A 23,569-nucleotide genomic window follows, 5' to 3' on the forward strand; every position below is an offset into this window, starting at 1 on the left:
GAAGCGATCATCGGACGCACAGGAGATCGCCCGCGGCGGGAGACCACCGCGACCGCGGGGTATGAGCCGGAGCGCCCCGGCCGTACGCCCGGACGGGATGCAGGCGAAGCGACGCGTGAGCGGTGGGTGGGACTTGGATGGGCGACCGGACATCAGGTGCGCTTGATCTCGTGGCGGGTGCGCGAAGACTCGCCCTCACCGGGCTTGTCGCCGGGCTCGTCACCGGACTGTGGGGTCCGGTCGTGCCGCTGGCGGAGGCCGCGCAGGCGCCGACGGGACTTCTTGTCGCCCGGCACGGCCACGGCAACGGCGGCGGTCGCGGCGGGGGAGCGACCCAGGCGACCGGGGGGACCAACACCTCGAACTCGCCCACCATCCTGAGCCCGCCCAAGCAGATCTCCGCTGGGCGGCGCAACGTGAACGCCCCCGCTGCCAACAGCGCCGTCACGTTCGCCGGCATCCAGCAGATATCGAGCGTCAGCGTCTTCACCAACACCCTCAACGGCAACTGCAGGAGCGGGATCAACCGCTGCGTCATCAACCAGAACCTGCGGTCGGTCGAGAGCCGGGGCCGCGGCAGATAGCCCGCCCGCCTGGGCCCGCGCGTCCGCGGCTCAGGTCAGGGCGAGCGCGCTGTCCTCCGACTCGCCCGTCTCGTCGCCGAAGCCGGGCACCCAGCGCACGACCTCGGCGCGGAAGCGGGCGGTCGCGCCGAGCTGGCAGAGCACGCCGACGCCGGCCGCGTGCACCCGGTGGATCAGCACGTATGAGGCGGGCAGGTTGAGCTGGCGGACCACGTTGTTCTGCCGCAGGTCCGTGACGGTCGCCGCCTGCTCGCGCAGCCACTCCCTGCTGAAGGCGAACTCGTCGACCCGGGTCGGCTCGACGTACGGCGCGAGGAAGGCGCGCAGGGCGTCGGGGTCGATCTCGATGTGCGGGCGGATGAACCCCTCCGCGCGCAGTCCGCGGATGACCGTGTCCATGTCGCCCTGGTTGAAGATGCGCGTGAGCCTGCCGAAGACGAGGGGATAGCCGCCGGGCATCCGGTTGACCGCGCCGAAGTCCAGCACGCCGAGCCGCCCGTCCTCCATCAGCCGGAAGTTGCCGGGGTGGGGGTCGGCGTGCAGCATCCCGACCCGGGCCGGGGAGCAGAACAGGAAACGGACGAACAGCAGGCCGGCGTGGTTGCGCTCCTCCTGGGTGCCCTCCGCGATGATCCTGGACAGCGGGGTGCCGGTCAGCCACTCGGTGACCAGGACCTGCTCGTTGGCCGCGATCACGGCGGGCACGTGGAAGTCCGGATCGTCGCGGAACTCCTCGGCGAACGCGTGCTGGGCCTCGGCCTCCTTGAGGTAATCGAGCTCCTCCGCGACCCGCTCCTTCAGCTCGGCCAGGACCGGCTTGATGTCCAGGCCGGGCAGCATGGCGCCGAAGAGCTTGCCGAGCCGCGCGAGCTGGTTGAAGTCGGAGATCAGGGCCTTGCCCGCCCCCGGATACTGGATCTTCACGGCGACCGGCCTGCCGTCGTGCCAGATGGCGCGGTGCACCTGCCCGATGGAGGCCGCGGCGCTCGGCTTGTCGTCGAACTCCAGGAAGTTCTCCCGCCAGTCGTCGCCCAGCTGCTCGGTCAGGACCCGGTGGACCGTGGCGGTGGGAAGCGGCGGCGCGGCGTCCTGCAGACGCGTCAGCGTCGCCCGATAGGGCCCGGCGATCTCGGGCGGCAGCGCGGCCTCGAAGATCGACAAAGCCTGGCCGAGCTTCATGGCCCCGCCCTTGAGCTCACCGAGCACCTTGAAGATCTGGTCGGCCGTACGCCGCTGGATCTCCTGTGTGACGATCTCGGCGGAGGCGCCACCGAGCCGCTTGCCCAGTCCGAGCGCGGTGCGGCCGGCGAACCCCAGAGGGAGCGTGGCGAGCTTGGCCGAGCGGGTAACGGCGCGGTGGGGAAGGTCACTCACTCACCCATTCTTAGCGATGACGGGGGCTTTCGACCACAATTCACCGTTCCGATCCCCACGAGGTGGGCGGGGATGTCAACGGGAGCCGGGCATTGCGTCAAGTGTGTTCTTCCTCACACCACCGCCCGCCCTCACGCGGTGAGGCCGGACACGTCCCCTGGCAGGCAGCCGCACCGGTCGTGGGCGTCCAGGCGGCGGTGCCGCCAGCGCCAGCCTGGCGAGACTTCGAGCAGGCCCTCCGGCACGCGTCCCTCGTCGAGATAGGCCAGGGCCTGACCGGCCGCCTGCGCGGCCACCAGGCAGGACAACACGACGTCGCAGGCGATCTCGCCCGCCGGATAACCCCCGAGCCGGGCGCCCACGAGAGGCCAGGACGGGTCCCGGTCGCGGCGGGTGAGATCGAGGCAGCGCAGGCAGGGGGTGAGGCCCGGGACGACGAAGGGCCCCACGGAGCCGTGTCCCTCGAACGCGCAGACGAGCACGTGCGCCACGCCCTCGGTGACGATCTCGTGGACCAGCGTGGCGTCGAGCGGGGCGGTGGGCGCGAGGACCACGAGGTCCGGGCGCACGCCGCCGTCGGACAGGCGGGAGGCGGCGCGGCCTGGCCAGGCGTTGACGGCGGGCGAGATCCGCAGGGCCGCGAGCACGGCGGCCTCCTCGCGGGTCATCCCCGTCTCCGTACGGCCGATCCCGCCGGGAACCACGTCGCCCGCGGTGGCCGTGCCGGGATCGACCACGCAGATGTGGCCGACTCCTGCGGCGGCGAGCAGGCCGACGACCCGGGCGCCGACCCGGCCCGCGCCGTAGACGCGGACCCGCGCCGCCCTGCGCGCGGACAGGGCGGCCATGCCGCCGTCGGTGGCGGTCAGCGACAGCCTGTCCAGGTCGGGACGGAGGCGGTCCCGATCGGCCAGGGGCAGGTCCGCGATCGGCTCGGGACGGGCCGCGGCGTCCTCGATCAGGCCGTGCGCGGCGAGCCGGGCGACCACCTCCTGGGCCGCCGCCTCGTCGAGGCCGCTCCCGGCCACCGCCTGCCGGAGGGTGCGGGTGCCGTCCAGGCCGTCGATCAGGCGGCGCACCGGCGGCTCGACTCCGGTCAGCACGACGGCGCCGAGCGGATGGACGCCGAACTGCAGCGTGCGGCCGTCTCGTTCGACCCGGCGCAGGACCGGCTTCAGGCGAGGTCTCATAGTCGCCAGACCATGCCACACGCCGGCAGGCCGCGGCGTCGCAACCTGCGGGGCTGTGGATAATTACCGGGGTGATCGTGGTTGGTGAATATCCGCAACCCCGTAGTTTTCACGCCCGCAAGGTCACGTTCGCCCGATTGACCAGGGAGAACGTGTATCACCCCCTGTGGAATTCGGCGCGTGTCGGCTACCTTTCATATGTGCCCCCCGAGACAGTCGAGGTTCGTCGGAGCGCACGACGGCGGCGAACCGTTTCCGCGTACCGCGATGGAGACAAGACCATCGTGTTGCTTCCGGCTGGTCTGAGCACGACCGACGAGGAGCAATGGGTACGCCGCATGCTCGACCGCCTTGCCGCGAAGGAGCAGCGAAGACGCCCCAGCGACGACGATCTGCTAGAGCGGGCGATGGAGCTTTCCGCCCGCTATCTCGACGGCAGGGCCGTGCCCGTGAGCGTGCGCTGGGTGGAGAACCAGCTCCACAGATGGGGCTCGTGCACGCCCGACCAGGGCACGATCAGGCTGTCGGCCCGGCTGCGCGGCATGCCGGCCTGGGTCGTCGATTACGTCATCATGCACGAGCTCGTCCACCTGCTCGTGCCGAGTCACGGCCCGCGGTTCTGGGCCCTCGTCGAGCGCTATCCCCGGGCCGAACGCGCGAGAGGCTTCCTTGAGGGCTTCTCGATGGCGGCCAGCAGCGCCCCGGAGGAGTGTTGACCCGGATCGCCGCGGTGCTGGTCACGCCCGGCATGGCGGACGCGGCTCCGCCCGGCGTCGATCCCGCCGCGTTCCTGACGGCGGTCGCCGAGGACACCTACGAGATGGTCGCCGGGCTCGAACTCGTGCGGCCGGTGATCCTGTCGGCCGGTGTTCCGGGGCTCGACGACATCGCCTGGCCGGGCACGCCCGTCCTGACGATCGCCTCTCCCGCCGACGCCTTCGCGGCGCTTCCGCAGGGAGACGAGGCGGTGGTCGTCAGCGCAGACGCCCCCGACCTGCCGCCCCTGCTGATCGGGAAGCTGTTCAGAGAGCTCGGCCGGGCGCATCTCGCGGTCTGCCCGGCGGAGGGCGGCGGCGCCGTCGCCGTCGCGGCGCGGCTGCCGGTCCCCGGCTGGGCGGCGCCGGACCTCGACGAGCCCGACGTCGTCGCCGCGCTGCGCCGTCAGGCGCCCGGCCCCCGCATGGTCGCCACGGGCCCCGGCTGGCACCGGCTCAGGAAGCCGCAGGACGTGGCCCGCCTCGACCCCGGTCTCGAAGGCTGGGACAACACCCGGGCCCTGCTGACCTGACTCACCCGCGTCCCGGCAGGCGGAGCTCGGCGAACAACGCCAGATGATCGCTGCCGGGGACGGCGTGCACCCCGGTCCGCACGGCGGACGCCCTCCGGTCGTACAGCACGTGGTCGATCGTGATCAACGGGGGATGCCTCCGGCCCGCAGGCCAGGTGCTGGTCAGGCCGTCGCCGGTCGCGTCGGCCGCGTCCGCGTATCCCCGCCCGAGCACCGCGCGCAGCGCCGAATGGTCGAGACTTGCGTTGAAGTCGCCCGCCAGCACGCGTACGGCGCCGGGGGACGCGGCGGGGAGCGCCGCCAGTTCGGCGGTCCACTGGGAGACGTAGCCGGTGTTCAGCGGCGCGAGCGTGTGCACGTCGACGATCTCCACGGGCGGAGCGGACGGCAGCGCGAGACTGGCCCTCGGCATGTTGTGACCGCCCTCCGGCGCGAAGCCCGGCATTTCCGTCAGGGGATGGCGCGCGTAGATCCCGCTGCCCGAGGGCCCCGGTCCGTCCTCCAGATGCCGGTACGGCAGGAGCCTCCCCAGGCCGGCCGCGTCCAGCGCCTCGACGGCCTCGGGAGTGAGCTCCTGCGTGGTGAGCACGTCCGGTTCTAGCCGGCGTACGAGGTCCACCACGGCCGCGGGGTCGCCGCGGCCGTAGAAGAGGTTGACCGTGAGGATCCGCAGCGTAGGCCCGGTGGCCGTGGGGGCCGAGCCGACCGCGCGGGGCAGGACCACGGCCGCGAGGAGTGCCGACGACGCCGCCGCCACCGCGATCACGGCTGGCCTGCGGGCGGCCACCGCGACCAGGACCGCCACGAGCGACGCGGCCGCGACGTACGGCGTGCCCGTCGCCAGCGCGATGGCGACTCCTCCGGCGCGGTCGGCGCCGGCGAGCCTGCCCGCCGCCCAGACCGCGAACGGGGTCACCGCGATCCACGCCAGGCGTGGGGAGACCCGGAGCGTGCGGCGCGGGGGAGAGACGATCTCGCCGCCCACATCGGTCGTCATGGGGCGGCCCTGGCCTTCGCGTGCCCGGTCTCCGCGCGCCCGGTCAGGCGCCGCACAGGGAACGGGCGCGGCGGGCCAGGCGCCGGGTGGCCTCGTCGCTCAGCTCCGGGATCTCCTCCACCGGGAACCAGCGCAGGTCGAGAGACTCGTCGCTGATCACCGCCTCCGCCCCCGGCGGCGCGACCGCGCCGTACTCGACGTCGAGATGCCAGCTGTGCGGCGGGTGACACCAGACCTTGTGCCTGTCGAGGGCGAGCGGGCCGTCCAGCAGGACCAGGCCGGGGATGCCCGACTCCTCGGTGGCCTCCCGCAGGGCGGCCTGCGCGAGAGTGGCGTCGGATCTCTCGCAGTGCCCGCCCATGGGCAGCCACATCCCGGCCTTCGCGTGCAGGGTCAGCAGCACCCGTTCGCCGTCGTGCGACAGGACGGCCGTCGTCGCCGTGAGATGGCCGGGAACGCACTCCCGCCACATCGCGTCCTCGTGGCCCCGCAGGTGCGTCAGGAACTCCTCGCGGAGTCGCTCCTCCTCGGGGGTGGGCGCGACCCATCCGGACAGTACGGCATGCGCGTCACGGTGCAGGCTCACCGGCGCAGCCTACCGAAAAGCTCTTATCTGCCGGTCTCCCCGGTCTCCCCGGGCTCTTCCGGCTTGCGGGGCTCGTCCAGACCGGACAGGTCGAACTCGGCCTCGCCCTTCACGAACGACTCCGGGTTCTCCAGGTCGTCCGCCGTGGGCATCAGGTCGGGGTGACCCCAGATCGCGTCCCGGCCGTCGATCCCGCGCTCGCCGCCCAGGGCCTTCCACAGGGCGGCCGCCTCACGCAGCCGTCTCGGCCGCAGTTCGAGGCCCACCAGCGTGGCGAAGGTCCGCTCGGCCGGGCCGCCCGTGGCGCGACGCCGCCGCAGGGTCTCGGCCAGGGCCGAGGCGGACGGGAGCTTGCCCTCGGCCGCGGCGTCGACCACCGTGGACACCCAGCCCTCGACCAGCGCGAGCGCGGTCTCCAGGCGGACGAGCGCGGCCTTCTGCCGTTCGGTCTCCTCGGGCTTGAGCAGTTCGCCGCCGCCGAGGACCTCCTGGATCCGCTCCGGGTCGCTGAGATCGAGCCCCTGCAGCTTGTCCTGCAGGGCGGACACGTCGACGGTGATCCCCTGGGCGTACTCCTCGACCGCGCCGAGCAGGTGCGCCCGCAGCCACGGGACGTGCTGGAAGAGCCGGTGGTGCGCCGCCTCGCGCAGCGCCAGGTACAGCCGGATCTCGTCCGCCGGCGTCTCCAGGCCGCTGCTGAAGGCGGCGACGCCGCCGGGCAGCAGGGCTGCGGTGTCCGACAGGGGCAGGCCGATGTCGGAGGAGCCCACCACCTCACCGGCGAGAGAGCCGAGGGCCTGGCCGAGTTGCTGGCCGACCATCATGCTGCCCATCTGCCTGAGCATGCCCATGAGCGGCCCGGCCATCGCCTGCGCCTCGGGCGGCAGCCCCGACCCGCCGAGCGTGCCGCCCATCGTCTCCACCATCTGGGCGGCGACGGGATCGCACAGCTGCTTCCACACCGGGACCGTCTTCTCGATCCACTCCGACCGGCTCCAGGCCTGGGGGACCGTCACGCCGCCGGGCAGCGTGGTCACCTCGTTGAGCCACAGGTCGGCCAGGTTGAGGGCCTCGACGATCTGGCGCCGCTCGCCCTCCATGACGCTCGGGTCGCCCCCGGCGACCACGGCGTGCCGTGCGATGTTCTTCGCCATGTCCCAGTTGACCGGTCCGGCCTCCGGCGAGGAGGACAGCATGTCGGCGAACTGCCGCATGGCCGCGGCGATCTGCTCCGCGCTGCCGAACATGGCGAAAGGATTGTCGTTGGGGTCGTTTTCGCGACCTGGCAGGTCAGTCACCGCGCCACCTCGTGCAGGATGGAGGAGTCCACATCCGCCACGTTATCCGCCGTGGGGCGGATCAGTGCAAAGTGAGGACCTCGTGCCTACCTCGAAACGCCTGCGTCCCCCCGTCGTCGCCGTCACCGGCGCCGCCTCCGGTCTCGGCCGGGCGTTCCTCGCGAAGGTGGCCTCGTCTGCGGAATTCCGCCGTGTGGTGGCCATCGACGAGCAACGCGGCGACATCCCCGATGTCACCTGGCGAGTCCTCGACATCCGAGATCCGCTCTTGGCGAACCGGATCTCCGACGTGGACGTCCTGGTGCATCTCGGCACGGACGAGTCGCTCGACACCGATCCCGCCGAGCGCCGCCGCTACAACCTGCGCGCCGCCCAGACCGTGCTCACGGCCTGCGCCGCGGCCCGGGTGCGGCGGGTCGTGCTGGTGACGAGCGCGATGGTGTACGGCGCCGCCGCCGACAACCCGGTGCCCCTGCCCGAGGACGCCCCGGTGGCGGCCGAGCCGGACACCGGCCTGGTGGGCGACCACCTGGAGATCGAGGCCCTCGTACGGCGGTCGCTGCGGTCCCACCCCGGCCTGGAGGTGACCGTGCTACGGCCCGCCGCCCTGGTGGGGCCGGGCGTCGACACGGTCATCACGCGCCACTTCGAGGCGCCCAGGCTGCTCGTGGTGAAGGGCTGCCTGCCGCGCTGGCAGTTCTGCCACGTCGAGGACCTGGTCTCCGCGCTGGAGGTCGCCGCCCTCGGCAGGGTCGGCGGGGTCGTGGCGGTCGGCTCGGAGGGCTGGCTGGAGATGGAGCAGGTCGAGGAGATCTCCGGCCTGAAGCGGTTCGAGCTGCCGGCGGGTGTGACGTTCGGCACAGCCCAGAGGCTGCACCGGCTCGGCATCACGCCGACCGCCGCGACCGACCTGCACTACGTGGTCTACCCCTGGGTGGTCGACGGCGTGGCGCTGCGGGAGGCGGGCTGGAAACCGGCCTGGACCAACGACGCGGTCCTGCGTGAGCTGCTCGAACTGTCCGCGGGACGGCACGCCGTCGTCGGCCGCCGCCTCTCGGGCAAGGAGGCCACGATCACGGCCGCCGGCGCGACCGTCGCGGTCATCGGCACGGCCGCCATCGTCCGCGCCGCCCGGCGCAAGCGCCGCACCTGAGCGGGTCCAGGCACTAACCTCTGACCGTGGACGTCATCCGATTGCTGGGCATTCGCGACACCCCGCTGTCCGTGGACGAGGTGCTGCGCGCGGTCGAGGACCACGCCGCGGGCGGCACGGCGGTGTTCGTCGGCACGGTGCGCGAGCAGGACGGCGGCAGGCCGGTGACGCTGCTGTCGTACTCGGCGCACCCGTCCGCGGAGGAGCGGCTGCGCGGGGTCGCGGAGAAAGTGGCTGCCGACCACAAGGTGACCGCGCTGGCCGCCGTGCACAGGGTGGGCGACCTGCGCCTGGGGGAGATCGCGGTCGTCGTGGCGGCGGCCTGCCCGCACCGGGGCGAGGCGTTCGAGGCCTGCCGCAGGCTGATCGACGACCTCAAGCGCGAGGTGCCCATCTGGAAGCACCAGGTGTTCGCCGACGGGGACGCCGAGTGGGTCGGGGCCTGCGATTAGCGCCTCGCGGAACGCATAGAGTTCGTCCATGTCCCGACGCGCTCTGACCCTTCTGGTCGCGGGTTTCCTCGCGCTCGCGTTGGCCGTGATCGGTGCGATGCTCCCGGTGCCGTACGTCGTGCTGAGCCCGGGTCCCACCGAGAACACGATCGGGGACGTCAAGGGCAAACCGGTCATCGCGATCTCGGGTCACGAGACGTATCCCACGCAGGGCAGGCTGAGCCTGGTCACCGTGGCCTACCAGGGCGGGCCGGACAACCGCCTCGATCTGCTCACCGCGCTGCGCGGCTGGCTCGACCCGTCGATCGCCGTGGTGCCGGAGGAGACGCTCTTCCCGAAGTCGACCTCGGCCAAGCAGGTCGAGGAGCAGAACGTCCAGGAGATGACCGACTCCCAGCAGTCGGCCACCGCCGCCGCGCTGAACGCGCTGAAGATCCCCATCGAGAAGGTGGTCACGGTCGCGCAGACCGACAAGGGGACGCCGGCGGAAGGGAAGCTCAAGCCGGGAGACGAGATCACGGCGGTGGACGGCGCCGCGGTGGGCGAGCTCGGGTCCGTCGCCGCCGCCGTGCAGGGCCACAAGCCGGGAGAGCAGGTGACGTTCACCGTGCGGCGCGGCGGCACCTCGTCCGAGGTCCAGGTCGGCACGGTGGCGGGCAAGGACGGCAAGGCCAGGGTCGGCGTGCAGATGCGGTCGAGCTACCGGTTCCCGTTCAAGGTCGACATCAGCGTCGGCGAGGTCGGCGGGCCGAGCGCCGGGCTGATGTTCTCGCTCGGCATCTACGACAAGCTCACGCCGGGGGCGCTCACCGGAGGCATGTCGATCGCCGGCACCGGGACGATCGACCCGGCGGGCAACGTCGGCCCGATCGGCGGGATCGAGCAGAAGATGGTCGGCGCCCGCAAGGCCGGCGCCACGGTGTTCCTCACGCCCGCGGGCAACTGCTCGGCCGCCGTCAAGGCCGTGCCCGCCGGGTTGCGCTTGGTGCGGGTCGAGACGCTGGACGGAGCGATCAAGGCGATCGACTCCCTGCGCGGCAACTCGGGACAGGTCCCGTCCTGCCCGGCCGGCTGATCGTTCGCCGGGGGCGCGAGGCCCTTGACCTGCCGGTCTTCGCCTGAGCGGCAGCATGATAACGATCAGGCCCGGCACCACGACCACGCTCATCGCAGTGTAGGTTTCCTAGCACGGACCGTTGCCCTCTGACAATCCTGGCCCTAGACAATCCGAGACAAGGGGTTGAGCGTTGAGCTTCCGGAGCCCCGGAGCCGGACGGGCGGTGCGCTTGCCCCGACGGCCGCGCCTTCTGATACCCGTACTGATCGCCGTCGTGGCGATCGCCGTGTTACTACTGATCTTCTCGGGGATCTACACCGACTACCTCTGGTACGACTCGGTGAGCTTCTCCTCGGTGTTCTCCACGATGCTGCTCACCCAGGTGGTGCTGTTCGTCGTGGGCGCCGCCCTGATGATCGCCATCGTGGGCGGCAACATGGTGCTCGCGCACCGCACCCGGCCGATGTTCGGGCCGGGCATGTTCGGGGCGCCACAGGGCGCCGACCGCTACCGGGTCGCACTCGATCCCCACCGGCGGATGGTCTTCCTGGTCGGCATGGGCGTGCTGGCCCTGTTCACCGGGTCGTCCACGGCGGGGCAGTGGAAGACCTGGATGCTGTTCGTGAACCGCACGCCGTTCGGGCAGAAGGACGCGCAGTTCCACCTGGACCTGTCGTTCTTCATGTTCACGTATCCGTTCCTGCGGCTGATGCTGAACTTCCTGTTCACGGCCGTGGTGCTGTCGATCATCGCGGCCGTGATCGTGCACTACCTGTACGGCGGCTTCCGGATCTCCTCGCCCGGCGGGGTGCACGCCACCCGGGCCGCCCGGACCCACCTGTCGGTGCTGCTGGGCGTCTTCGTGCTGCTCAAGGCCCTGGCGTACTGGCTGGACATGTACGGCCTCGTCTTCTCCGACCGCGGCAAGGCGTTCGGCGCGTCGTACACCGACGTGCACGCCGTGCTCCCGGCCAAGGGCATCCTCGCGGTCATCTCCCTCATCTGCGCGCTGATCTTCTTCGCCGGCGTCATCCGCCCCGGCGGGATGTTCCCCGGCGTGGCGTTCGGGCTGCTCGTGCTGTCGGCCGTCCTGATCGGCACCGTGTATCCCTCGCTGGTCGAGCAGTTCCAGGTCAAGCCGAACCAGCAGAGCAAGGAGCAGGCGTACATCCAGCGCAACATCGACGCGACTCGAAAAGCGTACGGAGTCGATACGGCGAAGGTCACGGAGTACAGCGCCAAGACCGACGCCGACGCCTCCGTGCTGCAGACCGAGGCGTCGGCCATCCCCGGCATGCGCCTGCTCGACCCCAGCCTGCTGTCGCCGACGTTCCAGCAGAAGCAGCAGATCCGCGGCTACTACCAGTTCCCCGAGCAGCTCGACATCGACAGGTACCCCGTCGACGGCAAGCCGCGCGACACGGTGGTGGCGGTCCGCGAGATCGGCCGCCCGCCGGACGGGCAGCGCAACTGGATCAACGACCACCTGGTCTACACGCACGGCTTCGGCTTCGTCGCCGCGCCGGGCAACAAGGTGGACAACAGCGGCCTGCCGGAGTTCAGCGAGCGCGACATCCCGCCGGTCGGCGACCTCGGCGACTACGAGCCCCGCATCTACTTCGGTGAGAACTCGCCCGACTACTCGATCGTGGGCGGGCCCCAGTCGGCCAGGCCCATCGAGCTGGACTACCCCCAGCAGGGCCAGGCGGGCGCCGAGCAGCAGAACAACACCGGCCAGGTCAACAACACCTACGAGGGCAAGGGCGGCGTCTCCGTCGGGAACTTCTTCCGCCGGCTGCTCTACGCGGTGAAGTACGGCGAGACCAACCTGCTGCTGAACTCGAACATCAACGATGAGTCCCGCATCCTCTACAACCGCGAGCCGGTGCAGCGCATCCAGCAGGTCGCGCCGTTCCTCACGCTGGACCGCGACCCGTACCCGTCCGTGGTGGACGGGCGGATCGTGTGGATCGTGGACGCGTACACGACCTCCGACTCCTACCCCTACTCGGAGCGCAGGAGCCTCGAGTCGCTGACCACCGACATCCAGAGCAGCAGGCTCGGCATCCCGCAGGTGCCGAGGGATGAGGTCAACTACATCCGCAACTCGGTGAAGGCGACCGTGGACGCCTACGACGGCACGGTCACCCTGTACGCCTGGGACGAGTCCGACCCGGTGCTGAAGACCTGGCAGAAGGCCTTCGGCGGCATCGTCAAGCCGGCCTCGCAGATCAGCGAGGGGCTGCGCGACCACCTGCGCTACCCGGCCGACCTGTTCAAGGCGCAGCGGGAGATCCTCACCTCCTACCACGTCACCGACGCCAACGCGTTCTTCGGCGGCCAGGACTTCTGGAAGGTCCCGGAGGACCCGGCGACCGGCAAGAGCAAGCAGCCGCCGTACTACGTGACGATGAAGATGCCGGGCAGCGACACCGAGCGCTTCTCGCTCACGACCACGTTCGTGCCGAACCAGCGGCAGAACATGGCGGCGTTCATGGCGGTCGACGCGACGGCCACCACGCCGAACCCGCCACTGGAGATCCTCCAGTTGCCGAGCACGACAGCCATCCAGGGTCCGCCACAGGCGCAGAACCTGTTCGAGTCGAACACCACGGTGTCGACCGAGCTGAACCTGCTGCGCGGCGGCGGCACCGACGTGCTGTACGGCAACCTGCTCACGCTGCCCTTCGGCGGCGGTCTCCTGTACGTCGAGCCGGTCTACATCCAGCCGCGCGCTGAGACCTCGGGCAAGTACCCGACCCTGCGCCGGGTGCTCGTGCTGTACGGCGAGAAGGTCGGCTTCGGCGCGACGCTGAGCGACGCGCTGGAGCAGGTCTTCGGCGGCACCGTGGCCACGCCTCCGGAACAGAAGCCCGACCAGACGGCCAACCAGCCGCCGGAACAGGTGACGCCGCCGGAGAACACCACGGCGCTGACGTCGGCCCTCGACCGGGCACAGAAGGCGTACGAGGACTCGCAGAAGGCGCTGTCGGCGGACCCGCCGGACTGGAAGGCGTACGGCGACGCGCAGACCTCGCTCAAGAAGGCGCTGGACGACCTGGCGAAGGCGAAGGACCAGACCCCCGCCTCGTCGGCCTCCACCGGCCCGAGCGCGAGTCCGAGCGCGGGCGCCAGTCCGGGCGCGAGCCCGGGCGGGAGTCCACCTCCCAGTGCGAATCCCAGCCCCGCCCCGAGCGGCTGAGTGATCCAGGAGCTCCGCGCCACACCCGGCGCGGGGCTCCGGTTTGCCTCCCGTCCGATGCCGGGATAGTCTCGTAGAGCCGACGCGGGGTGGAGCAGCTCGGTAGCTCGCTGGGCTCATAACCCAGAGGTCGCAGGTTCAAATCCTGTCCCCGCTACCAATGCGGTGTCGCAAGACATCGAAAACCCTCGAACCTACGGGTTCGGGGGTTTTTTGTTTCCCGAAGCGGCCATCGGGCCGTGATGTCACACCGTTCACGGCCTCAACGCACTTGATCAGTCCCGCCTCGACGTCCCTTGCCCGGTGCCGAAAAGAGCATGAACGCCGAAGCGGCCTTTGCGAGCATGGCCGGGTCATGTGTGCCGCTGTGGAGGAGGTGAGGTGGATGTCCTACAGTCCGAAGCTCGCCGCGGCGCTGTCGGGTGCCACGCTTCGCCGGCTCGCCCACTGGCGCAAGGCCGGCTCAGGTCGTGGGGCCGTGCTGGTTCCCGAGATCTCCGCAGTCCGCCCGGTCCTGTACTCGTTCCGAGACGTGATGGCACTGCGAACCTGCGTCAAGCTGCGCGACGACGCTTCCCTGCAGAAGATCAGAAGGGCGTTTGACACGCTCCGCGACGATCTGGGAGAATGTGATCTCCCGGTGTACCGTCTGGTGGCCGATGGCGACACCGTCTCCCTGGTGGCGCCCGATCAGGCGATCGACCTGGTCCACAGGAAGGCCGACTTTGTCATCCACAAGATGGGGGACGTCCTACGGCCCTTCTGGCACGACGGTCGTCATGTCCCTGACCTCCTGCGGCCCCGAGATCATGTGACGGTCGATCCAGCGGTCCGTGGCGGAATTCCGGTGGTCGATGGCACGCGGGTGCCCTATGACGAGGTCGCCGCGCTTCTCCGAGACGGCGTTCCCGCTGATCGGATCCCCGGCTATTACCCGAGCGTCACGGCGACAGCCGCGCTGGAGGCCGCGGACTTCGCGGACTACGTCGACAGTTACGACCCCCAGAGGACCGCGTGAGGCTGCTGCTGGATGAGAACGTCCCCAATGACGCACGTTCGCGGTCGGTGGCGGTGGCGTGACAGAGCTGCTCTGAACGGGCGGTGGAGATCAGGTCAGGGAGTCGAACTCGCCGGCCTTCACGCCGCCGATGAAGGCCCGCCACTCGGCGGGGTTGAAGATCAGCTTGGGGCCGTCCGGGTCCTTGCTGTCGCGTACGGCCACCACCCCGGGCAGGTTGGCGGCCACTTCCACACACTGACCGCCGTTGTCCCCGGAAAGCGACGACTTTCGCCATACCGCAGCGCTCAGGTCCATTCCCGTCTCGCTTCCTCGATCATCTTGGTGGATACCGGCTCAGGATAGGCCCACCGTCGAATCGCCTCGTAGCGCTTCCAGATCGCACGCACGGTGTCATCTTCTGTGGTGACCTGTCCTGTTGCGGAAGAGTCCACGTGGACGGCGTCCGGTTGCCCGTCCGGCAGTTCGGCGATCATAAATGCGCCCAGCAGGCCCGCCAGGCAGTCCGAATCCACGACCTGGATGTATACGGTCGGCCTTCGCGTGATTTCCAATAGGTGATCGAGTTGGTCGCGCATCACCGCGGCCCCACCGACCTTGCGGCGCAGCACTCCCGGGTCGATGAGCACGAGGATGAGCGGGGGTGTGTCCCGGTCGAGGATCCGCTTGCGCTGTATGCGGGCCTGGACGCGTTCTTCGACCTCATCGAGAGTGATCTGCGGGGCCTGACTGAACAGATGCCTGGCGTACGCCTCGGTCTGGAGGAGGCCGGGGATCAGGAGGGGGTCCCAGGAGCGGAGGACGCGGGCGGTGGGCTCGATCTCCTCGACCCAGCTGCGGAACCAGACAGGGCCGCCGGGCTGGGCGACGATGCGCTGGTAGAGCCGGGTGAAGGAGACCCCGTCGGCTGTGTGGAAGAGCCGGTCGAGCCGTTCCGCGTCGGACCTCGACGGGGTCCTGGTGGCCTTCTCCAGGCGGCTCACCTGAGTCTGCGTACAGCCGAGCCGGGCGGCCACCGCGGCCTGTGAGAGCTGCGCGGCCTCCCGAAGCCGCCGAAGTTCGGCGCCGAAGCGCACTCTCGGGGACCCGGGATCGAGAGACGGCACAATGTGCATCGCATTTCCTCCCGACTCAGACAAATCAACCAGGTATTCGTTTCGCCATTCCCCGCCAAGCCCACGCCAGACCAGATGGTGTCATGACCTGCGCTGTTTCGGGCTTCCGAACCTCTCGCCGGCCCGATATCGGAAAGGCAGTCTAGGCGCGGGGCTTCCATTCGGAAAAGCCCAGGGTGAGGCGAATTTTCGATTCTTCCGGCGATTCCCTGTGCCGATCGCGGGCGAATGCGGCAAATCCGCCCTGTGGGGTGCCGGGTCCGGAGACTGGAGGGCGATCGGTGGCAGCGAGCGAGCAGGGGTTCGTTCACCTGAACGGCACCTGGCGGCGGGAGTTCCCCGGAGTGGACAGGTCCGTCCCGGTGGCCCGCGAGTGGGCGCGCGGACTGCTGACCGGACTGGTCGCCGCCCCGGTCCTCGACGACGTGCTGCTCCTGCTGAGCGAGGTGGTCACCAACGCGGTCGCGCACTCCGACTCGGGCCGTACGGCGGACGGGCGGGTGGTGGTGTGGCTGGTCCGCACTCCGGTGGCCGTCCACGTGGAGGTGGCCGACGGCGGGTCGGCCAACAGCGCCCCTGCCGTACGCGTGCCGGACGCCGAGGCCGGCGGCGGGCGCGGCCTCTGGCTGGTGGATCTGCTCGCCACCGCCTGGGGCGCGCATCAGGACGGCGCCGGCGGATCGGTCTGGTTCCGGGTGGCCGCGTCCTCATGACCCTGCCGCGCGATTGCGGACCGCCCGCCGACCGTGGGGTCCGGGAAACCGATTTGGCACCGGTCCCCGGCGGGGGGTAGTGTTACAGACACAACGACGCGGGGTGGAGCAGTTCGGTAGCTCGCTGGGCTCATAACCCAGAGGTCGCAGGTTCAAATCCTGTCCCCGCTACCAAGAGACGAAGGCCTGGCCTCCGGTAAACGGAGACCGGGCCTTCGTCGTTTCTCCCGGAAGCCGCGTGCGGTGACAGGGCACCGCCGCAGGGTCTCGTACAGGGGTGGCGCATGATCACTCTGGATCGCCTGGTCAACGTGCTGGGCGCGTACGGCGTGCGGCTGTGCGGCCGGCCCGAGAGGCGTACGGCGCGGCTGCGGAGCGTGGCGATACCGGACGCCACCGACGGCCGGGTCACCGGGGACGTGCTGCTGGCCGTGGGGGCGGGGTCGGTGACCGAGGCGGTGCGGTGGGCGGCCGCGGCGCAGGCCAAGGTGGTCCTGGTGCGGGCGGACGCGGGGATCGAGCGCGAGGCCGCCGCGGCGGGCGAGAGCGTGGACGTCGCCGTGATGCTGGTCGACCCCGCGGTCTCGTGGAGTCACCTGGTGGGCGTGGTCTACGGACTGGTGCTGGAAGGCAGGGAGACCGAGTCGGGCCGGGGTCCCACGGACCTGTTCGCGCTGGCGGACAACCTGGCCGAGGCGGTCGGCGGCGCCGTGACGATCGAGGACCCGCTCTCGCGGGTGCTCGCGTACTCCCGCTCGCAGCAGGCGGGCGACCCGGCCAGGCTGGAGACGATCCTGGTGCGGCAGGTCCCGGAGCGGCTGCGGGAGGTCTTCCGCGAGCGCGGGGTGTTCGCCCGCATGGCGGCGACGGACGAGCCGATCTTCGTCGAGCCGGACGCGCGGCACGGCATGACCGGGCGGATGGCGGTGGCGGTGCGAGCCGGCCGCGAACTGCTCGGGTCGGTGTGGGTGACGTGCGGCAGCCCCCTGACGGGGACGCGGCAGGCCGCGCTGGCGAACGGCGCGCGTGCCGTCGCGCTGCACCTGCTCCGTTCCCGGGCGAGCGCGGACCTGGAACGGCAGGTCGAGTCCGACCTGGTCGTACGACTGCTGGAGGGCACCGCCGACGCCGCGACCGTGGTCAGCCGGCTGGGGCTGCCCGCGGGGGAGATGCGGGTCGTGGCGGTGCGCACCCACACCACAGAGGAGCCGCACGCCATGCTCCTGCTGGCCTTCGAGCGGGCCACCACCGGTTTCGGCTGGTCGAGGCCGGGGAGAAGCGCGCTGCTCGGCGACACGCTCTACACGGTCCTGCCGGACGCGGGGGCGGCGGCGGCACGGGAGTGGGTGGACACACTGGCGGCCGGCCTGCCGTCACGGGTGCGCGTCGTGGCAGGGATCGGCGCGGCGGCCCAGCCGGCGGATCTGCCCGCCGGCCGTCAGGAGGCGGAGGAGTGCCTGGCGCTGCACGAGAGGGGCGCCCCGCAGGCCGGTCCGCCCGCCTACGACGAGTCGTGGGACGACATCCTGCTCCAGCGGTTGCGTGCGGCGGCCCGCGCGGGCCGCACCCCGGCCCGGGGGCCGGTGAGCGCGCTGCGCCGCCACGACGCCGTCCACGACACGCACTACGTGGCGACGTTGCGGGCGTGGCTGGAGGCCCAGGGCGATCTCGCCCTCGCCGCCGAACGGCTCGGCGTGCACGTCAACACCGTGCGCAACCGGCTGCGCAGGATGAGCGAGGTGACGCCGCTGCACCTCGACGACCCGCGCAAGCGCCTCGCCATGGTCATCACGCTCGCCGCGGAGGACGACTGAAGGGTTGTCCGCAGCCCACAACGGCGGCGCCTCGATTGTGGCTGCGGTACAACGGTCCGCGCCCCACCTCGGGTCATCCTGTGCCGGAGAGAGCAGTCATCCGGTATGGAGGTGGGATATGTCCGGCACCGAGCGCGTCAACGACTGGCCGGAATCGGTGGTCGTGGTGGGGGCGGGGATCGTGGGCCTGTCCACCGCGTGGTTCCTGCAGGAGCGCGGGGTGGCGGTGACCGTGGTCGACCGCAAAGGCGTCGCCGCGGGCGCGTCGTGGGGCAACGCGGGCTGGGTCGCGCCCGGCCTGGCCATCCCGCTGAACGAGCCGTCCGTGCTGCGATACGGCCTGCGCTCGCTGCTGAACCCGGCCGCGCCGCTGCACGTCCCGGCGACCGTCGACCCGGGGCTGTGGGCGTTCCTGACCCGGTTCGCCGCCAACTGCCGGTGGTCGTCGTGGACCCGGGCCGTGCGGGCCAACCTGCAGCTCAACGACGAGTCCGTCGAGGCGTACGAGGTGCTCGCCTCGAGCGGCGTGGCCGCCCCGGTCGAGGACGCGCCGATCATCGCCGGGTTCCGCACGCCGCGCCAGGCCGCGGGCCTGCTCCACGAACTGCGCAGGATGGCCGAGGCAGGGCAGTCGGTCGACCACACCGCGCTGGACGCCCGGCGGCTGGCCGAGGCGATGCCGCTCGCTTCGCAGGCCCTGACCGCGGGTGTGCGGATCGACGGGCAGCGCTACGTCGACCCCGGCCGCTTCGTGCACGCGCTGGGAGAGGCCGTCGTGGCCAGGGGCGCCACCGTGGAGACCTTCGAGGTCGTGGACGTGCGCACCGACCGCAAGAAGGTCGTCGTGGTGGGCCGGGACGGCGCCGTCCTGTCCGCGGACTCGGTGGTGCTGGCCACGGGCGCCTGGCTGTCCAGGCTGGCGGGCCGCTGGGGCGTACGCGTCCCGGTGCGGGCCGGCCGCGGCTACTCGTTCACGGTGCCGGTGGAGCACCCGGTTCCCGGCCCGATCTACCTGCCGGACGTGCGGGTGGCCTGCACGCCGTACCAGGGCGGGCTCCGGGTGGCGGGCACGATGGAGTTCCGCAGCCCCGACGCCCCGGCCGCCGAGGCCCGGGTGCGGTCGATCGTCGAGTCCACCCGTCCCCTCTTCCGGGGTGTGCGCTGGGAGGACCGCACCGACGTCTGGGTCGGCCCCCGGCCGGTCACGCCTGACGGGCGTCCGCTGATCGGCGCGACCGGCACTCCGGGGATCTACGTGGCCGGCGGGCACGGCATGTGGGGTCTGGCCCAGGGCCCGGCCACCGGACGGCTCCTCGCCGAGCAGATCACCACGGGCAAGCAGCCCGCCGCTTTGCGGGGATTCGACCCGCTACGGTGATGGCTTGTTACGACAGCACAAGAATTTGCCCATTACTGTCGTAACGCGACATTGAGGGACGGTTGTCCGGTAGTGAAAGCTCCCAGCATGCAAGCCCGCATCACATCGGAGGACGTCGCGGCGCTGGCCCGCGGCTGCGCCGTGCTCGGCACCGGCGGCGGCGGGGACGTGCGCCCCGGGGCCATCGCCGCCCGGCGCGCGATACGCGAGCACGGCGACGTGCCACTCGTCACGTTGGAGGAACTGCCGGACGACGCCCTCGTGCTGCCGCTGTCCGGGATCGGCGCCCCGACCGTCAGCAACGAGATGGTCCACGGCGAGGACGAGCCCGCGAGGATCGCCGAGGAGGTCGAGCGGATCTTCGGCAGGCCGCCCGCCGCGGTGATGTCCTCCGAGATCGGCGGCGGCAACGGCGTGGCGCCGGTGGCCTGGGCGGCCAGGCTCGGGCTGCCGTTGCTCGACGCCGACGCGATGGGCCGGGCCTTCCCCGAGGTCCAGATGGTCTCCATGTACGTGGCCGGACTCCCCGCCAACGTCGTCGTCATGGCGGACGTCGTCGGCAACGTGGTGACGATCAGGCCGGTCGACGGCCTGTGGTCGGAGCGGATCGCCCGCGCGGTCTGCGTGGCGGCGGGGTCGAGCGCGCTGATGGCCGACTACGTGCTGACCGCGCGGGAGTGCGCGGGCGCGGTGATCGAGGGCACGGTGAGCCGGGCGATCGCGGTGGGGCGGGCGACCGAGGGCGCCGCCGACCCCCTCGCCGCGCTGATCGCCGAGCTCGGCGCGGTGCGGCTGATCGACGGCAAGCTGACCGACCTGGAGCGCAGGACCACCGGAGGCTTCGCCAGGGGCACGGCGACGATCGAGGGCACCGGCGCGGACCGGGGCAGGACGCTGACGCTGGAGATCCAGAACGAGAACCTCGTCGCCGTCGAGGACGGCCGGGTCAGGGCCATGGTGCCCGACCTGATCACGGTGGTCGACACGCAGACGGCCACGGCGATCCAGACCGAGGGGCTGCGGTACGGCCAGCGGGTGACCGTGCTCGCCTGGCCCTGCGACCCCCTGTGGCGCACGCCGAAGGGCCTGGAGACGGCGGGCCCGCGCGCGTTCGGCTACGACATGGACTACCAGCCCGTGGAGAAGATGGCATGAGCTCGACCTTGCGGGTCGGCATCGACGTGGGCGGCACCAACACCGACGCGGTGGTGCTGGACGACGACGACCGGGTGCTGGCCACCACTAAGCGGCCCACCAGCGCTGACGTGACCGAAGGGCTGCGTGCGGCGCTCGACGCGGTGCTCGCCGAGTTGCCGGAGCCCGGCCTGGAGAAGCGGGTGAGGCGGGTCATGCTCGGCACGACCCACGCGACCAACGCCATCCTGGAGCGGCGCGCGCTCGGCCGGGTGGCCGTGCTGCGCCTCGGCGCCCCTGCGACCACGTCCGTGCCGCCGCTGAGCGAGTGGCCGGACGACCTGCGCGACACCGTGGCGGCGGGCACCGCGATCGTCCGCGGCGGATACTTCGTCGACGGCCGTGAGATCGCGCCCCTCGACGTGGACGCGGTCAGGAGGTTCGCGGCCACCACGCCCGCCGACGCCATCGCCGTCACCGGCGTCTTCAGCCCGGCGAGCGCCGACCAGGAGAACGAGGTCGCTGAGATCATCCGGGCCGAGATCGGCGACGTGCCGATCAGCCTGAGCCACGAGATCGGCTCGCTTGGCCTGCTCGAACGCGAGAACGCGACCGTGCTCAACGCCGCGTTGTACGGCGTGGCGCGCGACGTCACCGCCGCGCTGCACCAGGCCCTGGCGGCGAGGGGCCTGGATGTCGAGACGTACTTCGCGCAGAACGACGGCACGCTGATGGCCGTCGACTACGCGGCCCGCTACCCGGTGCTGACCATCGGCTCGGGACCGGCCAACTCGCTGCGCGGCGCGGCGTACCTGTCCGGAGTGACGGACGCGATCGTCGCGGACGTCGGCGGCACCTCGACCGACCTCGGCGTGCTCGTGGGCGGTTTCCCCAGGGAGTCGGCCGCGGCGGTCGAGATCGGCGGGGTCGCGACCAACTTCCGGATGCCCGACATCCTGTCCATCGCGCTCGGCGGCGGCACGATCGTCGGGGCGGAGCCGCGCTCGGTCGGCTACCGGATCGCCAGGGAGGCGCTCGTCTTCGGCGGCTCCACCCCCACGATGACCGACGCGGCCGTGGCGGCCGGCCGGGGAGTCGTCGGCGCCAAGCCGGTGCCCGAGGAGTGGCGCGAACGGCTGGCCGCGGCCCTGCGGAGGGCGGACGAGGCGGTGGCCGACGCGGTGGACCGCGTGGCGCTGGGCCGGGCGGACCGCCCGCTCGTGGCGGTCGGCGGCGGCGCGTTCATCCTGCCCGGTCAGGTGGCGGGTGCGCGCGAGGTGATCCGCCCCGCGCACGCGGAGGTGGCCAACGCGGTGGGCGCGGCGATCGCGCTCGCGGGCGGCAGGCTGGAAACCATCGTTCCCGCTTCTGGAGACGGAAGCTCCAGGGCTAGATTGATCGACAACGCCAAGGAGGAGGCGGCCGCACGGGCCGTCGCCGCCGGGGCGGACCCCGCTTCCGTTCAGATCGTCGAGCTCAGCGAGATCCCCCTCAGCTATCTTCCTGAGCCCGCGGTGCGCCTGCACGTCAAGGCCGCCGGCCCCCTCGCCCGGCAGGCCGGATAGGAAAGGAACCCCCTCACAATGCGCTGGCACAAGCGTCTGCTCGCCGCGGGAGCCGTGGCCGCCGTGACCCTCACCGCCGCGGCGTGCGCCGGCGGGAAGGTCCGCGGCGCGGAAGACTCCCCCCAATCGGGCTCGTCGGCGGCCCCCGCCGGGGGCGCGGCGGACAGCACGTTCGTCTACGTCCCCAACCTGGACGTCGTCACCGACTGGGACCCCGCGAGCTCGTACTCCAACGAGATCATCGCGATGCAGAACATCTACGAGTCGCTGACCCGCTACAACCCCCAGACGAAGAAGACCGAGCCGCGGCTCGCCTCCTCGTGGACCTCCTCGTCCGACGGCAAGAAGTGGACGTTCACGCTCCGCGAGGGCGCGAAGTTCCACACCGGCAAGCCCGTGGACGCCGCTGCGGCCAAGGCCGCGATCGAGCGGACGATGAAGGAGGGCCAGGGCGCGGCCTACATCTGGAGCGCGGTCGACAAGATCGAGGCCAAGGACCCCGCGACGCTGGAGTTCACGCTCAAGTACCCCGCCCCGCTCGACCTGATCTCCTCGGCCGGCTACGCGTCGTACATCTACGACACGACGGCCGCCTCCGGCGACCTGAAGAAGTGGTTCAACGAGGGGCACGACGCGGGCTCCGGGCCGTACACGATCGAGAGCTGGCAGAAGGGCAAGGAGACCGAGCTCACGCTCAAGGCGTTCGACGACTACTGGGGCGGCTGGGACGGCCAGCACTACAAGAAGGTCGCCTTCCGGGTCGCGCCCGAGCTGACCACCGCCTGGCAGCTCCTGCAGCGTGGTGAGGTGTCGTTCGTCCAGCGGCTCAACGCGCAGCTGTTCGCCCAGGCGGGCTCCACGGACACGGTGCAGACCTCGCAGACGCCGTCGTTCCAGAACCTGCTCGTGCTGCTCAACACCGCCGACGGCCCGCTCAAGGACGTGAAGCTGCGCCAGGCCATGCAGAAGGCGATCGACTACGACGGCCTCGTGGCGGCGCTCAAGGGCGCGGGCGTGGCGGCCAGCGGGCTGGTCCCCGAGGGACTGCTCGGCGCGGCCGCGGGCCAGACGCCCAAGCAGGACCTCGCCGGCGCGGAGGCGCTGCTCAAGGAGGCCGGCTACGGCCCCGGCGGCAAGCGGCTCGAACTGACGCTGACCTACGCCCAGGGCGACGCCGACCAGGAACTGCTGGTCACGCTGCTGTCCTCGGCGCTGGACAAGCTCAACGTCAAGCTGGCGGCCAAGCCGCTGCAGTGGACCACGCAGTGGGACCAGGGCAAGGCGAAGGACCCGTCGAAGCGCCAGGACATCTTCGTCATGTACTGGTTCCCTGACTACGCCGACGCCTACTCCTGGTTCGTCAACGTCTTCCGCAGCGAGAAGGACCCGCAGTTCAACCTCTCCTACCTGAAGGACGAGGTGATCGACAAGGAGATCGACGAGCTGCCCGCGCTGACCGCGACCGACCAGGCCGGCGCCGAGAAGGCGTACGCGGACCTGCAGAACAAGATCATCAACGAGCAGGCCGCGGTGGCGGTGCCGTACGTGCAGAACTACCAGCGCGCCTACTCGAAGACGGTCCAGGGCTACGTGGACAACCCGGCGTACCCGAACGTGGTGTTCGTCTACGACCTGAAGCCCGGCGCCTGAC

21 protein-coding genes and 2 tRNA genes are annotated in these 23,569 nt (G+C 71.2%); 16 read left to right on the forward strand and 7 right to left on the reverse strand.

All coding sequences use genetic code 11. From position 1 onward, the window contains the following. Nucleotides 1-170 precede the first annotated feature (170 nt). A complete protein-coding gene (locus tag HHX31_RS14720; protein WP_169948808.1) occupies nt 171-584 on the forward strand; it encodes a hypothetical protein in 414 nt (137 codons plus the stop codon). A 30-nt stretch (nt 585-614) separates the two neighbouring features. Here HHX31_RS14720 and HHX31_RS14725 read toward each other — a convergent pair whose 3' ends face one another. Continuing rightward, entirely contained in the window at nt 615-1,958 is a 1,344-nt protein-coding gene (locus HHX31_RS14725; protein ID WP_169948809.1) for an AarF/ABC1/UbiB kinase family protein, read from the reverse strand. 131 nt (nt 1,959-2,089) lie between these two features. Next, complete coding sequence (locus HHX31_RS14730; RefSeq protein ID WP_169948810.1) at nt 2,090-3,148, reverse strand: ThiF family adenylyltransferase; 1,059 nt, start codon at nt 3,146-3,148, stop codon at nt 2,090-2,092. A gap of 200 nt (nt 3,149-3,348) precedes the next feature. On the opposite strand from HHX31_RS14730, the gene HHX31_RS14735 reads away from it, so the two are divergent. Together HHX31_RS14735 and HHX31_RS14740 are read left to right on the forward strand one after the other, a co-directional pair. Then, nucleotides 3,349-3,864 (forward strand): M48 family metallopeptidase, encoded by a 516-nt coding sequence (locus tag HHX31_RS14735; RefSeq protein ID WP_169948881.1) that lies wholly within the window; start codon nt 3,349-3,351, stop codon nt 3,862-3,864. Beyond that, nucleotides 3,861-4,436, forward strand: a complete 576-nt coding sequence (locus HHX31_RS14740; protein ID WP_211589674.1) for a hypothetical protein — start codon at nt 3,861-3,863, stop codon at nt 4,434-4,436. The genes HHX31_RS14735 and HHX31_RS14740 overlap by 4 nt, the downstream gene beginning before the upstream one ends. 1 nt (nt 4,437) lies before the next feature. On the opposite strand, the gene HHX31_RS14745 is transcribed toward HHX31_RS14740, so the two are convergent. From HHX31_RS14745 to HHX31_RS14755, 3 genes are read right to left on the reverse strand one after another with little or no spacing between them, the layout of a single operon-like run. Further along, entirely contained in the window at nt 4,438-5,433 is a 996-nt protein-coding gene (locus tag HHX31_RS14745) for an endonuclease/exonuclease/phosphatase family protein (RefSeq protein ID WP_169948811.1), read from the reverse strand. A gap of 43 nt (nt 5,434-5,476) precedes the next feature. Further along, nucleotides 5,477-6,019, reverse strand: coding sequence for an NUDIX hydrolase (locus HHX31_RS14750; protein WP_169948812.1), 543 nt, complete (start codon nt 6,017-6,019; stop codon nt 5,477-5,479). A gap of 23 nt (nt 6,020-6,042) precedes the next feature. Beyond that, the gene (locus HHX31_RS14755; protein ID WP_169948813.1) at nt 6,043-7,266 is read right to left on the reverse strand and encodes a zinc-dependent metalloprotease; all 1,224 of its coding nucleotides are present in this window, start codon (nt 7,264-7,266) and stop codon (nt 6,043-6,045) included. A 133-nt stretch (nt 7,267-7,399) separates the two neighbouring features. On the opposite strand from HHX31_RS14755, the gene HHX31_RS14760 reads away from it, so the two are divergent. The 6 genes from HHX31_RS14760 to HHX31_RS14785 all read left to right on the forward strand — a co-directional run bounded on the left by HHX31_RS14760 (nt 7,400) and on the right by HHX31_RS14785 (nt 14,199). Continuing rightward, nucleotides 7,400-8,470, forward strand: coding sequence for an NAD-dependent epimerase/dehydratase family protein (locus tag HHX31_RS14760; RefSeq protein WP_311931788.1), 1,071 nt, complete (start codon nt 7,400-7,402; stop codon nt 8,468-8,470). A 26-nt stretch (nt 8,471-8,496) separates the two neighbouring features. Beyond that, nucleotides 8,497-8,922, forward strand: a complete 426-nt coding sequence (locus HHX31_RS14765; RefSeq protein ID WP_169948814.1) for a molybdenum cofactor biosynthesis protein MoaE — start codon at nt 8,497-8,499, stop codon at nt 8,920-8,922. A 28-nt stretch (nt 8,923-8,950) separates the two neighbouring features. Then, entirely contained in the window at nt 8,951-9,997 is a 1,047-nt protein-coding gene (locus HHX31_RS14770) for a PDZ domain-containing protein (RefSeq protein ID WP_169948815.1), read from the forward strand. Between the two features lie 205 nt (nt 9,998-10,202). After that, entirely contained in the window at nt 10,203-13,181 is a 2,979-nt protein-coding gene (locus tag HHX31_RS14775; protein ID WP_311931789.1) for a UPF0182 family protein, read from the forward strand. A gap of 83 nt (nt 13,182-13,264) precedes the next feature. Then, a tRNA-Met gene (locus tag HHX31_RS14780) sits at nt 13,265-13,341 on the forward strand. A gap of 225 nt (nt 13,342-13,566) precedes the next feature. Further along, complete coding sequence (locus HHX31_RS14785) at nt 13,567-14,199, forward strand: DUF433 domain-containing protein (protein WP_169948817.1); 633 nt, start codon at nt 13,567-13,569, stop codon at nt 14,197-14,199. 90 nt (nt 14,200-14,289) lie between these two features. On the opposite strand, the gene HHX31_RS14790 is transcribed toward HHX31_RS14785, so the two are convergent. Then, on the reverse strand, nt 14,290-14,496 hold the full coding sequence (locus tag HHX31_RS14790) for a DUF397 domain-containing protein (protein WP_169948818.1): 207 nt from the start codon (nt 14,494-14,496) through the stop codon (nt 14,290-14,292). After that, the gene (locus tag HHX31_RS14795) at nt 14,487-15,314 is read right to left on the reverse strand and encodes a helix-turn-helix transcriptional regulator (RefSeq protein ID WP_169948819.1); all 828 of its coding nucleotides are present in this window, start codon (nt 15,312-15,314) and stop codon (nt 14,487-14,489) included. Before HHX31_RS14795 ends, HHX31_RS14790 begins: the two co-directional genes overlap by 10 nt. Nucleotides 15,315-15,595: 281 nt before the next feature. On the opposite strand from HHX31_RS14795, the gene HHX31_RS14800 reads away from it, so the two are divergent. The 7 genes from HHX31_RS14800 (at nt 15,596) to HHX31_RS14830 (ending at nt 23,568) form a co-directional block, all read left to right on the forward strand. Then, the gene (locus tag HHX31_RS14800; RefSeq protein ID WP_169948820.1) at nt 15,596-16,027 is read left to right on the forward strand and encodes an ATP-binding protein; all 432 of its coding nucleotides are present in this window, start codon (nt 15,596-15,598) and stop codon (nt 16,025-16,027) included. Between the two features lie 97 nt (nt 16,028-16,124). Beyond that, nucleotides 16,125-16,201: transfer RNA gene (locus HHX31_RS14805), tRNA-Met, on the forward strand. 110 nt (nt 16,202-16,311) lie between these two features. Continuing rightward, nucleotides 16,312-17,841: a CdaR family transcriptional regulator gene (locus tag HHX31_RS14810; RefSeq protein ID WP_169948821.1), complete on the forward strand. Its 1,530-nt coding sequence runs from the start codon at nt 16,312-16,314 to the stop codon at nt 17,839-17,841. 118 nt (nt 17,842-17,959) lie between these two features. Then, entirely contained in the window at nt 17,960-19,219 is a 1,260-nt protein-coding gene (locus tag HHX31_RS14815) for an FAD-binding oxidoreductase (protein ID WP_169948822.1), read from the forward strand. Between the two features lie 87 nt (nt 19,220-19,306). Beyond that, nucleotides 19,307-20,374 carry a DUF917 domain-containing protein gene (locus HHX31_RS14820; RefSeq protein WP_169948823.1) on the forward strand — a complete coding sequence of 356 codons (1,068 nt, stop codon included), beginning with the start codon at nt 19,307-19,309 and terminating at the stop codon, nt 20,372-20,374. Then, nucleotides 20,371-21,918 carry a hydantoinase/oxoprolinase N-terminal domain-containing protein gene (locus HHX31_RS14825; RefSeq protein WP_169948824.1) on the forward strand — a complete coding sequence of 516 codons (1,548 nt, stop codon included), beginning with the start codon at nt 20,371-20,373 and terminating at the stop codon, nt 21,916-21,918. Before HHX31_RS14820 ends, HHX31_RS14825 begins: the two co-directional genes overlap by 4 nt. A gap of 18 nt (nt 21,919-21,936) precedes the next feature. Next, the gene (locus HHX31_RS14830; protein ID WP_169948825.1) at nt 21,937-23,568 is read left to right on the forward strand and encodes an ABC transporter substrate-binding protein; all 1,632 of its coding nucleotides are present in this window, start codon (nt 21,937-21,939) and stop codon (nt 23,566-23,568) included. The last annotated feature ends 1 nt before the right edge of the window (nt 23,569 follow it).

Origin of the sequence: Microbispora sp. H11081 (genome assembly GCF_012999535.1) — a bacterium.
Lineage (GTDB): Bacteria > Actinomycetota > Actinomycetes > Streptosporangiales > Streptosporangiaceae > Microbispora.

What these genes read in the sequence shown, in the direction of transcription:
- HHX31_RS14810 (WP_169948821.1), top strand. Translation starts at nt 16,312, where the DNA reads ATGATCACTCTGGATCGCCTGGTCAACGTGCTGGGCGCGTACGGCGTG.
- HHX31_RS14820 (WP_169948823.1), top strand. Translation starts at nt 19,307, where the DNA reads ATGCAAGCCCGCATCACATCGGAGGACGTCGCGGCGCTGGCCCGCGGC.
- HHX31_RS14825 (WP_169948824.1), top strand. Translation starts at nt 20,371, where the DNA reads ATGAGCTCGACCTTGCGGGTCGGCATCGACGTGGGCGGCACCAACACC.
- HHX31_RS14830 (WP_169948825.1), top strand. Translation starts at nt 21,937, where the DNA reads ATGCGCTGGCACAAGCGTCTGCTCGCCGCGGGAGCCGTGGCCGCCGTG.
- HHX31_RS14770 (WP_169948815.1), top strand. Translation starts at nt 8,951, where the DNA reads ATGTCCCGACGCGCTCTGACCCTTCTGGTCGCGGGTTTCCTCGCGCTC.
- HHX31_RS14815 (WP_169948822.1), top strand. Translation starts at nt 17,960, where the DNA reads ATGTCCGGCACCGAGCGCGTCAACGACTGGCCGGAATCGGTGGTCGTG.
- HHX31_RS14790 (WP_169948818.1), bottom strand. Translation starts at nt 14,496, where the DNA reads ATGGACCTGAGCGCTGCGGTATGGCGAAAGTCGTCGCTTTCCGGGGAC.
- HHX31_RS14745 (WP_169948811.1), bottom strand. Translation starts at nt 5,433, where the DNA reads ATGACGACCGATGTGGGCGGCGAGATCGTCTCTCCCCCGCGCCGCACG.
- HHX31_RS14785 (WP_169948817.1), top strand. Translation starts at nt 13,567, where the DNA reads ATGTCCTACAGTCCGAAGCTCGCCGCGGCGCTGTCGGGTGCCACGCTT.
- HHX31_RS14730 (WP_169948810.1), bottom strand. Translation starts at nt 3,148, where the DNA reads ATGAGACCTCGCCTGAAGCCGGTCCTGCGCCGGGTCGAACGAGACGGC.
- HHX31_RS14795 (WP_169948819.1), bottom strand. Translation starts at nt 15,314, where the DNA reads ATGCACATTGTGCCGTCTCTCGATCCCGGGTCCCCGAGAGTGCGCTTC.
- HHX31_RS14755 (WP_169948813.1), bottom strand. Translation starts at nt 7,266, where the DNA reads ATGTTCGGCAGCGCGGAGCAGATCGCCGCGGCCATGCGGCAGTTCGCC.